The organism is Litoreibacter sp. JB4-2 (genome assembly GCF_055693445.1).
Window position 1 is genome coordinate 769540 of record NZ_CM146334.1, and the last position, 11857, is coordinate 781396.

The window sequence follows — 11857 nt, forward strand, 5'->3', positions numbered from 1 at the left end:
TCTTAAGTCATTGTTTTTGCTTTTTTTGAGCGATCCAAAAGCAGCAGCGCCTCTAGCCCGAAATGCGCCTGGTGATATGTGATCCACGCCTCAAGGGTGTCTAGTGTCTCACCATTTCGTTCGGCTAAACACGTGTTGAGCCCCGCAAACAGATCCGTTTCCGGCGGGGTGACGGGCAATGTCAGCTCACCCTCTTTCAACGCGATCCGAATGGTGTCTGACTGCGCGTCGCTGGTGCCGACAAACATCAAGCCGCCATTGATGGCCCGGGCGGATGAAAATGTCGCGCAGCCGGGGCGCGGCTTCGTGTCGAACTGGTCAATCTCTGTCCCGTTTTGGAAAAACACACGTAGTCCCATACCGCCCACGGGGTCCTGCCAGCCAATGAAAGACAGGCTGGTAACGCCTTGCTCTGCATGCGTATTTAGCGCTCGCGCATGGTAGATATCATCTGCTGCCATGCAACCGCCCATACGCTTTGATCAGGTCCATGGATTGCGCAGGCGGCAGATCCGCACTGCCATCCGCAAGCAAGAGCCGTCCGTAGAACTTGAGGCCTTCTTCCGTCGCGATTGCTTGCTCAAACTGGGCGCGATGCCAATCCCTGCACGCCTTTTGCGCGGCCTCGACACCTGGGATTGCGAGGAATTCGGCCTCTTGATCTGCAGTCGCGGCGCGCATCGTTTGAATCGTAAGGTCCTCAACAGAGTTGAAATTGCGTTCAACCCAGTAGGTCAGGTCGATGGGCTTTTCGACATGATTGGGCAGCCCGCGCAAGCGTTTCACCATAAAATCAGCAGCTGAGCGAAGCGAATAATGGTTCAGCTGCACCAGATCGCGCGCGATGGGCGCGCCCCATTGCATAATTTGCCCGTCATTGCTGGCAAGCGCATCTGGCACAGGCCGCCCAGAGCCATCAGAGATGACCGGCACACCATGCCGATCCGCGTTCTTCTGCTTGGGACGATGTACACCCAATTGACGAAACGGCCCTTCGCGCCGGAACAGGGTTTTGAAATAGCTGCCGATGGCCGGGTAGAGCATGTCCGGGCGCGCGGCTTTGGTGAACCGCGCGGTCGTGGGTTCTGAGCTGAGCTCGGCATGACCCGAGGCGCCGAAAAGCCGCCAAGGCAACAAAATAACGTCGCCACCAAGCCGTTCAATCAATTGAGGAACGTTCTGCAAGTCATTGCCTAGATTTATAAATTCATCACAGTCGAGGCATGCCACCCAATCCGCGCCAATAACAGCTGGATGATCCCATGCGGCGCGCAGGGCCTGCCATTGCGGGCTTTTGTCCGTTGTTTTTTGTTCAATCACATGCACGCCGGGCAAGAGCGCGAACAACGCCTCACAGCCATCTTCACACGCATTCACATAGACCACAAAATCGCTGACGCCTGCCGCGCGGTGATGTGCGATCCATTCCAGCAGATGCGCGCCTTCATTGCGCATCGTCGTGACGATGGTGATTTTCATTGGCTGCTCTTTTTCAAGGTTTTAGCCCCTTTTTGTAGCCGCTCGCGACCGTCGCGCCGAATCAGCTTTTCCTTGCGTTTTAACCTTACCTTTGCGAAAATCGAAACAATGATAAGCAACAAGACGGGACTAACCCGTTAATTGCGGGGCAGATCGTGACCAAAGATTACGCAATCGCGCAGCTATGGATCGGCGGCGCATTGACCTACATGGAACAGCTTTGTGCCGTGTCGTTTCGTGACGCCGGACACCACGTCAAAATGTACACCTATGGCGAGGTCGCCAACATCCCCGACGGGATTGAGATCTGCGACGCCAACGACATCATTCCGATGGATCATGTGATCGCGCATAAGCGCACCGGTTCCCCTGCGCCGCAGGCGGATAAGTGGCGCTACAACATGCTGGCCAAGACGGATGATCAAATCTGGGCTGATACCGACGCCTATTGCGTCAAACGTTTCACGACATCGAACGGGCATTTTCACGGCTGGGAAAGCCCACATCACATCAATAACGGCGTGGTCGGTCTGCCTGCCGACAGTGACACGCTAGAACAATTGATTGATTTTACGTCGGACGAATACGCGATCCCCGACTGGTTCAAGCCGGAGCTGCGCGCGGAGATGGCGCGCAAAAAAGCCGAGGGCGACCCGGTCCATGTGGGGGAGCAAAGCTGGGGCGTTTGGGGGCCGCAAGCGCTGACGCATTTCCTGCACAAAACCGGCGAGCATAAATACGCGATGCCAATTAACGCGCTGTTCCCTATCAGCTTCAAGAAGCGGCGGATGATGCTCAAACCGAATGCGGATTTGAGCCAGCACATCACAGACAACACGCTGTCGATCCATTTTTGGGGACGGCGGATGCGGATGCGGATCATTGAACGCGAGGGTGGCGAGCCGCATAAGAATTCTCTGATCGGCAAACTGTTGACCAAACACGGTATTGTGCCCTCCGACGCGCCGATGCCAAAGGCCAACCCGCATAAGCCGAAAGAGGTTCAGATGGTGCCCGGCACAGCCATTCCGGTTGTGACGAATGCGGACCGGCACGGACGTGGCGGTGTCAATCTGACCGATATCGCGGATGAGCTTCAGTTGGATCAGGGCACGCAGAAGCACCGGTTTAGCGAGCTTTACCATTTGCTGCTGAACCCCATTCGCCTGCGCAAGCTCAACATGATTTTGCTCGGCATGGGCAACCCAGATGACGCCGAAACGGGTGAAAGCCCAACATTGCCGATGTGGCTGCGTTACCTGACCAAGGCGCAGATCACGGCGATTGACGAGAACGGCTTTGCCAAACTGCGCGACCCGCGCGTCTCAACCCATAAATGCAACTTCAACACACGCGGTCCGATTGGGCGCTTGGCAAAGAACCTCAGCAAGGTTGATCTGGTGCTCGATGATGCAAGCCACCTGTCGCATCACCAACAACACGCCTTTGTCGAGCTGTTCCCAACCCTGAAATCTGGCGGCATCTACGTGATTGAGGACCTGCGCTTTCAACCCAAGGCGCGCGAGACATCAGGCTATCCAAAGACCGCGCGGCTGTTTCAAGCCTATCTACGAGAAGGCGCATTCAAACATCCTGACACGGGTATTCAAGACGCACTCAACGCGATGCGTTCGGATTTTTCGGGATGCTTCCTGCATCAAGCCCAATGGCATAATGACAAGCGCGATCAAGTGCTTGTGGTCCATAAGAGGTGAGCATGAGCGAACGGCATCTTGTCTTGACCTGCATGAAAAACGAGGGGCCATTTATCCTTGAATGGGTCGCTTATCATCTGGCCATCGGGATCGACCATTTCCTGATCTATACCAATGATTGCGAGGACGGGACGCCGGACATACTTGACCGGCTGGCCCGAATGGGGGTCGTGACGCATCGCGATAACACGCGCAAACCACATCAACGTCCGGCCCATCAAGTGCGCGCCTTTCGCAAGGCCCCGCGTGAGCGGATCTATCGCCGCTCAGACTGGGTGTCGGTGATCGATGCGGATGAATTTATCAACGTGCATGTCGGCGACCGCTCAATCCGCGCGCTGACGGCGGCGGCGCCCGAGGCGAAGTGCATTTCACTTACTTGGCGGGTCTTCGGCAGCAGCGATCAGACCGTTTTTCAGGACGGGTTTGTCACCGACAAAATGCGTCGCGCAGCACCCGAACATTGCCCAAAACCAGTTCAGGCCTGGGGGATGAAAAGCATTCATCGCACGAACGCGGTTGAAATCATTGGCTGCCACAGGCCACGCCGCGTGATTGGCGCCGACTGGGACGGGCTCAACTGGGCCAATGGCAATGGCGATCTGATGCCCACGCGCTACCACCATGCCAATTGGCGCATGGACCGCGATACGGCGGGCTACAAGCTGGCGCAGATCAACCATTACGCGGTTCGCACGCGGGAAAACTATTTGGTAAAGGCCGCGCGTGGGCGGGCCTATACGCCCGACATGCTCGGCGAAAAATACTGGCAGCAAATGAACCGGAACGAGGTTGAAGACCTTTCGATCCAACCGCTTCTGCCTGCTGCCAAAGACGCCTATGACGCGCTCATGACGGATCCGGTTCTGCGTAAATTGCATCGCCAAAGCGTCGCCTGGCACCGCGCCGAGATTGCGCATGTCGCAAGCACCGAGATGGGGCGCGTTTTGATGCAGGCGATCTCCCCCGGGCAGGAATTGTTCGGCAAGACGCGGGAGGCGGCAACCGCATGAGCGCAGTCATCGATCTGAACAAAGCGTTGCAAGAAGAAGACCGCGACGCCTGGAACGGAGAGCTGCGCGCGCTGGGCGACAAACACGGATTCTACGAAGAGCTGGGCGCAGATCACACCGCGCTTTTCGTAAAGTCGGGCAAAACCCTGATCGTCACGTTTGAAAATCTCGACCATGTGTTTGAACATGGCGAGCGGCTGCCATGGGGCTTTGATTTTGTCCAAAAGCAGGGGTGGTCGATCCTTGGGCTGATGGCGCATGACTGGACCTGGTACCGCGACAAGGACGTCTACGGCTTTTTCAACCGATTGAAAAAAGACAAGTTTTTCGACCAGTTCGACCGGGTGGTGTTTTACGGCGCCTCAATGGGCGCCTATGCGGCTTGCGCATTCTCCGCCGCCTGCCCCGGCGCCACAGTGGTCGCGATCAGCCCACAAGCGACGCTGGACCGAGACCTATGTTCCTGGGAGACGCGCTATCAAAAAGCGTGGTCGCGCAATTTCAACTCCTCCTATGGCTACGCGCCGAAAGAAAGCGGCAAAGCCAGAGAGGTGTTTTTGTTCTATGACCCACTGGAACAGCTCGACGCGATGCATGCGGCGCTGTTTCAAGGCAAGAACGTCACCAAACTGAAATGTCGGTTCCAAGGGCACCGGATCGCCTCTGGGCTGATCAATATGGGGCTGCTCAAACCGGTCGTCAGCGCCTGCGTCGACGGCACCATGACGCGGCAACAGTTTTATAAGATGCTCCGCGCGCGACGGACGTTTCGGCGGTACCTGCGCGAATTGCTGCAGCGGATCGACGAGCGCAAACATCCATTGCTGATCGCGCTTCTGGCTGAAAATGTGCTGTCCCAAGGGGCCGCACCGATGTTTCGTCGCAAGCTGAACGCGGCCAACAAATTGCTGCTGAAACGCGGCATCACCCCACCCGGTCAACGCACCGGCACCACTGGGGGCAAGAATGAAAAACAATAACAAAACAGGCAGGTATCATGGGGCAGATTTGGTTGCATATCGGCTCCCCTAAGACGGGGACAACCTCGCTTCAGGGGTTTTTGAACGACAATCAGGACCGCCTGCGCGAGGACGGCGTCAACTTCATGGAGACGGGGCGCAGCCATATTGCGCATAACCAACTCGCCTCCGCCGCACGGATGGGCGAGACGACGAAGCTGTTTGCACAGATCGAGGCGGAAGCCGACAGCATGCCTGAGGCGAGCCATGTCATGTCGTCGGAGCTGTTGTTTAACCCGTTTACGACCCGAAAATTCACCCAAGTTGTTCCAGACAGTCTGAAAGGCGGCCGCACCAAGGTCATCTGCTACATTCGGCGGCAGGACAGCTATCTTGAGGCGCTCTACAAACAGTTCCTAAAAAACAGCCGAATAGAGCCGGACCGGCAGGCGTTCCTCGCAGATGCGCACCGGCTGGTGCGCTATTTTGATGTGATTAACGCTTATGGCCGCGCCTTTGGGCCCGAAAACATCGTCCTGCGTCCCTTTAGCAGCGATCGGTTAACCGGCGGCGACATCGTGCGTGATTTTGCGGAGCAGTTGGACATAGAAATCAAGGCTGGCATGACCCTCAACAAGGGCTTTGCCAACAAGACCTTTTCCGCCGAAATGTCCGAAACGCTGGCCACGATGGGGGATGTCACTGACTTCAACGTCCGCGAAGTGATCCGGGAGCTGATTGCGATTGACCATCCCGGGACGATCAAATCGCGCGACGTTTTCAGCCAAGCGGAACGACGGCAGCTGATGGAATCGATGGCCCCAGAAAACCGCAAATTGGTGCGGCGCTACATGCCCGAGCAAGCAGATTTCTTTTCCTATGGCGATCTCGATACCTCGGATGAAGTGCGCAAAGACGAAGAGCGCGAACAGCTCAAGGATCGCGCGGCAGCGACGGAAGCCATTCTCAAAGCCATCGGCAACTTGCAACGCCGCCGCAAACAAGAAGCGGAACTTGCAACAACCCCTAAGACAGACCCTGAACCCGCAAATGAGCTGGATGAGGAATTTTCGCCGCCCTCGTGGTATCGCGAGATTTACCCGGCCGGCGCACGCGACGGCTGGTTCCGCAAATTTGGCGACTATAGCTGCTCTTTCGTGGACCGCGGGCGCGGGCAGCTCGTTGTTAGTTTTGACAACCTATCCCAGGCCGGGAATGAAGCCTATGCACGCGAACCCTGGGCGCAGAAATTCTGCGAAGATCGCGGGTTTTCGCATTTGGGTGTCTATGCCCAAACACCAACTTGGTTTCGCGACTTGGCACTGATCGACTACTTGGAACAACTCCGGGATGAAGGGTTTTTCAAAGGCTTCGCGCGCGTTTCCTTCGTCGGCACCTCGATGGGCGCGTTCGGCGCTTTGACCTTTTCATCGCTCGCCCCCGGCAGCACGGTGGTCGCATTCAGCCCGCAAACAACCCTCGATGCGCAGGAAGTGCCTTGGGAGATGCGCTTTGGCAAAGGCCGGGCCGCAGATTGGTCCCTACCCTATTCCGACGCCGCGTTGGAGACCATCACAGCAAACAAGGTCTACTTGATTTACGACCCGTTTCACGAGGGTGACCGCCAACAAATTGCGCGCCTAGAAGGGAAGAATCTCGTTCACCTCAAAGGGTTCGGGATCGGCCATAAATCGGCCTTGGTACTGAACCGCATGGACGGGCTCAAACCGATCATGGAAGGCGGTATTGCTGGCACATTAGCGCCGCAGGAATTTTACAAAATGCTGCGCGGACGCAAGGATGTCTACCTCTACCGGCAAGCCATGGAGGGCTATCTGAAAGCGCGTGGGCAAGAAAAAAGGCTTGAAAGGTTCGGCAACGCGTTCAAGAAACGCAGGCGTTTGCAAGCCGCAGAGTAATGTTCGAATTTTGAAGTAAACTCAGGCAATAGCCGAGTTCGCCCGCAAAAATGTGGTAAAACCTCAAGCAACACCTGCCTGAATTAACACTTATACGCTGTCCCTGAGACCCTGTATTGCGCCTCACCCGGCACAACGGAGTCAAACACGATATCGGTCGCACCTTGCCCTAGCGCCGCCTGCTTCGCGGCCTTGCGCGCATCGTTGAGCCCAAGTTTTGCAAAAGGTCCGTAGACGCCCGGCACACCGGCCACGCGACCAAGTTCCGTGCAATTTGCCACTGCTTCCGGCCCAACCTCACGCACAGTTTGAACCGCCACGGCGGGCGGTGTGCATGCGGCTGCAAGAACCGGAACAATCATCACCAACATTTTCTTCATAAGATCACCGCTCTGTTTCGGCGTAGTTTAACGCAGCGACGCCTGTGTCTCAGCAAAAATCTGTGGACCAAGCGCCCGACCGCTCATTCCCCCACTGGTCCCGCGCGAAGTTTTTGGATATGCCACCTAAAACGCGCCATCGGGGGAGCTTACGTCATGACAACCATCACCATCCGGCGCCCCGATGATTGGCATTTACACCTGCGCGACGGGGAGATGCTGAAAGGTATTTTGCCCGAAACAACCCGCCACTTTGCCCGCGCAATCATCATGCCGAACCTTGTGCCCCCGGTCGTCACCGCCCGCGACGCTGCCGAATATCGTGACAGGATTATGGCGGCCAAGCCTGACAATTCCGATTTCAAGCCGTTGATGACGCTCTACCTGACCGAAGAGACCGATATCAAAGACCTGCGCGCCGCCCATGAGATCGGTTTGATCACGGCGGTAAAGCTCTACCCGGCGGGTGCCACGACGAACTCCGCCTCTGGCGTCAAGAATTTTGAGAACGTGCGCCGCCAGCTGGAAACCATGGCCCAAATCGGCCTGCCGCTTTGCGTCCATGGCGAAGTCACGGATCATGACGTCGATATTTTTGACCGCGAAGCCGTGTTCATCGACCGCGTCCTCGACCCGATCCGCACAAACCTGCCCGAGCTGAAAATCGTGATGGAACATATCACCACGAAAGACGGCGTCGATTACGCCGCAGCCCACGCCAATACCGGCGCCACGATCACGACGCATCACCTGGTTATCAACCGCAACGACATTCTGGTGGGCGGCATCAAGCCGCACTACTACTGCCTGCCAGTCGCCAAACGCGAAGAACACCGTCTCGCATTGCGCCGCGCTGCGACCTCCGGCGATCCGACCTTCTTTCTGGGCACTGACAGCGCGCCCCATATCGACGCGCTGAAAGAACATGCTTGCGGCTGCGCCGGGTGTTTTACGGCAACCAATACGATGTCGATCTTGGCGGGGTTTTTGAACAAGACGACGCGCTCGACAAGCTTGAAGGTTTCGCATCGCTCCACGGCCCTGCCTTCTATGGGCTGCCCGCGAATGAGGGCACACTGACACTCACCAAAGGTGACCCTGTCGCCTATCCCGACAAAATCGACACAGGCGCGGGGCCTGTCACCGTGTTTGATCCGCAAATGCCGCTGCATTGGCGCGTGAGCTAGGCTTCATTGTTTTAAAAATTTTCTCGCCGAAGGCTCCGGCGACAACAAGAAGGATGACCAGATGATCCCCTCAAGCTACCCCAGCAAGGAAGAAATCGCCCGTCTCTCCGCCGCGATGCTGCTCGAGATCAAGGCCGTCAACTTCAACACTCGCGAACCGTTCATTCTGGCCTCTGGCCTGCCCTCCCCCAGCTATATTGACTGCCGCAAGCTGATCTCTCATCCGCGCATCCGCTCGACCCTGATGGATTTCCTGACCATCACCGTCATGCGCAACGCGGGGTTTGAGGCGTTTGACAATATCGCAGGCGGCGAAACCGCCGGCATTCCCTTCGCCGCATTGGTGGCGGAACGCATGGCTTTGCCTATGACCTATGTGCGCAAAAAGCCCAAAGGCTACGGCCGCAATGCGCGGATCGAAGGCGAAATGTCCGAAGGCCAAAACGCGCTGCTCGTCGAAGATATGACCACAGATGGCGGCTCCAAACTGTCTTTTGTCGATGCGATCCGCGACACGGGCGCCACCTGCGCGCATACGGCTGTGATTTTCTACTATGACATTTTCCCGGAAACGATTTCCCGGCTCGGCGATCACGGCGTCACCTTGCATCACCTGTGCACATGGTGGGACGTTCTGGCGGTCGCGAAAGAGCAAGAGACCTTCGACGAGGAGACTTTGACCGAGGTTGAAAAATTCCTGAACGCGCCGCGCGACTGGCAAAAGGCGTGGCAAACCGCCAACCCGTCTTAACGATTCGGACAGGTTACGCGTCAAACGTCACGAAACCGACATGAACCGCGCGGGGTAAGTCGGCGCCCTGCCTTCAGGAAACCCGAAACCCCACAAAATCTTGACGTGATGCCCCCTTTCACCGCAAGATAGAGCGGTTGATAACCCCCAATCCGTCCACAGGATATCCAGATTGATTGGGCTCCCCGAATAGGTCAAACCCGGTGAACGGGGCAAGAACAGGGGCGAAGGGCAGTCAGATGAACGACATGAGTAACATGCAAGGTCAGGCCGAAAGCGCCGAGACCATGACCGCGCTTCCGCATAATATCGAGGCGGAGCAGCAATTGCTGGGCGCGATACTGACCAATAACGACATCATGGACCGTGTGTCGTCCATCGTCAGCCCAGAACATTTCTTTGACCCTGTCCATCGTCGCATTTTCGAGACTGCCGCTGCGCGGATCCACAAAAACCTGCTCGTCTCGCCCGTGACCCTCAAGCCTTATTTCGAGGAAGATGAAGGCCTCAAAGAACTCGGCGGCCCGGCCTATCTGGTCCGCCTGCAAGGCGCCTCGATCTCGTCCTTTGCCGCGCGCGACTATGCGCAAATGGTCTATGATCTTGCCATCCGGCGCGAACTGATCGGCCTGGGCGAAGAAATTTCGGCCCGTGCGCATTTGGTTGACACGGAAAGCGACCCGAAAAGCCAGATCGTTGATGCCGAACAACGTCTCTACAAGCTGGGCGAAGAGGGTAAATCTGAATCCGGTTTCCAAAGCTTCCTTAAAGCTGTCACCGATGCCGTGCAGGTCGCAAATGCCGCCTATATGCGCGAAGGCGGCATGGCTGGCATCTCAACCGGCCTCAACGATATGGACAAAAAACTTGGCGGTCTGCACCGCTCGGATCTTTTGATCCTGGCCGGTCGCCCGTCCATGGGCAAAACCTCCCTTGCCACCAACATCGCTTTCAACATCGCCAAAGCCTACAAAAAAGGCATGACGCCCGACGGTGTCGAAGGCGCAATCGAAGGCGGCGCAGTTGGCTTTTTCTCGCTTGAGATGAGCGCCGAACAGCTCGCCGCCCGGGTTCTGTCGGAGGCCGCAGAGGTCCCCTCCGAGCAAATCCGCAAAGGCGATATGACCGAGGTCGAATTCCGCCGCTTTGTTGAGGCGGCCAAGGCACTCGAATCCTGCCCGCTCTTTATTGACGACACACCCGCGCTTCCGATCTCCCAGCTGGCCGCGCGGGCCCGGCGGTTGAAACGGACACATGGTTTGGACGTTTTGATCGTCGACTATTTGCAGTTGGTTCGCCCGGCGACAGCGAAAGACAGCCGGGTGAACGAAGTCTCGGAAATCACCCAAGGCCTGAAAGCAATCGCCAAGGAGCTGGACATCCCCGTCATCGCCCTGTCGCAGCTATCGCGGCAGGTCGAAAACCGTGAAGACAAACGCCCGCAGCTGTCCGACCTACGCGAATCCGGCTCGATCGAGCAGGACGCCGACGTGGTCATGTTCGTCTACCGCGAGGAATACTATAAAGAACGCGAAAAACCCGGCGACCACGACCTCGAAAAAATGGCTGTCTGGCAAGAAGAGATGGAACGACTTCACGGCAAAGCCGAGGTCGTCATCGGCAAGCAACGCCACGGCCCCATCGGCACGGTCGAGCTTAGCTTTGAAGGCCGCTACACCCGCTTCGGCAACCTCGCCAAGCCATGGCAAAATGACGGTGAAGAGGCCGCAGGCTTCTAAAGCCTTTCCATTTGGTCACAAATATCCTCTGGGGGATGCCCGCGCGGCGGGGCGTGAAACGCCCCAAGAGCGCAGAACTTAATGCGCGCGCAAGCGCACAGTTGGATTAGACATGGCCCCAATCATCGGGATCATCCGAATTGCCGGGTGACAGGCCAAGGACGTCGCCATCGGTTGAACAGCCAAGACCCAACACGGTTCGGTTGGCATAGCTGAAATAGGCTGTGACTTGGTTGATTTCCAAGATTTCACCGTCCTGCCATCCTGCCTCACGCAAAGCCGCGACATCTGATTCCACCATCTCACCCGGCGCGCGGGTTAGTTTCTCAGCATAGACCAGCCCAGCATGATGGCGCGGCTCTAGCGGCGTCGCAGACACCTCACCGGCCGCCAAGGCCGCCCGAATTTCATTGGCATGTTCGTTATCATTCAGCAAACGCCGTAGCCCTGCAAAATGATGCTCGACACAATAACTGCACGTATTCAGCAAACTGACCCAGACGCCCAAAACCTCCAGATACCATTTCGGCACGGTGTTAGAGGCGTGGTGCAGCACGTTTTTGTACAGCACCATATGCCCTTCCATCGAATGTGGGCGCAGGCCATGGGCCATCATGATATTGTCGACATTGTTGTCGGGCCCTTTGACCCGATCATAAAGCAGCTTTAGCCGGGCATCGGCGTCCTCGTATGGAATGGTCTTGATCCAGCTCAT

The 11857-nt window shown here is 57.0% G+C and carries 10 protein-coding genes and 1 pseudogene; 7 read left to right on the top strand and 4 right to left on the bottom strand.

The window, feature by feature from the left end:
• Positions 1–2 precede the first annotated feature (2 nt).
• A complete protein-coding gene (locus ACZ1G7_RS03830; protein WP_472662443.1) occupies positions 3–461 on the bottom strand; it encodes a hypothetical protein in 459 nt (152 codons plus the stop codon).
• A complete protein-coding gene (locus ACZ1G7_RS03835; protein ID WP_472662445.1) occupies positions 448–1479 on the bottom strand; it encodes a glycosyltransferase family 2 protein in 1032 nt (343 codons plus the stop codon). The genes ACZ1G7_RS03830 and ACZ1G7_RS03835 overlap by 14 nt, the downstream gene beginning before the upstream one ends.
• Positions 1480–1634: 155 nt before the next feature.
• On the opposite strand from ACZ1G7_RS03835, the gene ACZ1G7_RS03840 reads away from it, so the two are divergent.
• The 4 genes from ACZ1G7_RS03840 to ACZ1G7_RS03855 are packed head-to-tail and all read left to right on the top strand — an operon-like array spanning position 1635 to position 7085.
• A complete protein-coding gene (locus ACZ1G7_RS03840) occupies positions 1635–3194 on the top strand; it encodes a hypothetical protein (protein WP_472662447.1) in 1560 nt (519 codons plus the stop codon).
• Positions 3195–3196: 2 nt separating this feature from the next.
• Complete coding sequence (locus ACZ1G7_RS03845) at positions 3197–4207, top strand: glycosyltransferase family 2 protein (protein WP_472662448.1); 1011 nt, start codon at positions 3197–3199, stop codon at positions 4205–4207.
• Positions 4204–5187, top strand: a complete 984-nt coding sequence (locus ACZ1G7_RS03850; RefSeq protein ID WP_472662450.1) for a phosphoadenosine phosphosulfate reductase — start codon at positions 4204–4206, stop codon at positions 5185–5187. The genes ACZ1G7_RS03845 and ACZ1G7_RS03850 overlap by 4 nt, the downstream gene beginning before the upstream one ends.
• 17 nt (positions 5188–5204) lie before the next feature.
• Positions 5205–7085, top strand: a complete 1881-nt coding sequence (locus ACZ1G7_RS03855) for a hypothetical protein (RefSeq protein ID WP_472662452.1) — start codon at positions 5205–5207, stop codon at positions 7083–7085.
• 83 nt (positions 7086–7168) lie between these two features.
• Here the strand turns inward: ACZ1G7_RS03855 and ACZ1G7_RS03860 are convergent, their stop codons facing one another.
• The gene (locus ACZ1G7_RS03860; RefSeq protein ID WP_472662453.1) at positions 7169–7465 is read right to left on the bottom strand and encodes a hypothetical protein; all 297 of its coding nucleotides are present in this window, start codon (positions 7463–7465) and stop codon (positions 7169–7171) included.
• A gap of 156 nt (positions 7466–7621) precedes the next feature.
• Here ACZ1G7_RS03860 and pyrC point away from each other — a divergent pair.
• From pyrC to ACZ1G7_RS03875, 3 genes and pseudogenes are all read left to right on the top strand, one after another.
• Positions 7622–8652 (top strand): annotated as a pseudogene (gene pyrC / locus ACZ1G7_RS03865) (dihydroorotase).
• Positions 8653–8713: 61 nt separating this feature from the next.
• Positions 8714–9403: an orotate phosphoribosyltransferase gene (locus tag ACZ1G7_RS03870; protein WP_472662454.1), complete on the top strand. Its 690-nt coding sequence runs from the start codon at positions 8714–8716 to the stop codon at positions 9401–9403.
• Positions 9404–9651: 248 nt separating this feature from the next.
• A complete protein-coding gene (locus ACZ1G7_RS03875; protein WP_472663659.1) occupies positions 9652–11142 on the top strand; it encodes a replicative DNA helicase in 1491 nt (496 codons plus the stop codon).
• Between the two features lie 106 nt (positions 11143–11248).
• Here the strand turns inward: ACZ1G7_RS03875 and ACZ1G7_RS03880 are convergent, their stop codons facing one another.
• Positions 11249–11857 carry a carboxymuconolactone decarboxylase family protein gene (locus ACZ1G7_RS03880; RefSeq protein WP_472662456.1) on the bottom strand — a complete coding sequence of 203 codons (609 nt, stop codon included), beginning with the start codon at positions 11855–11857 and terminating at the stop codon, positions 11249–11251.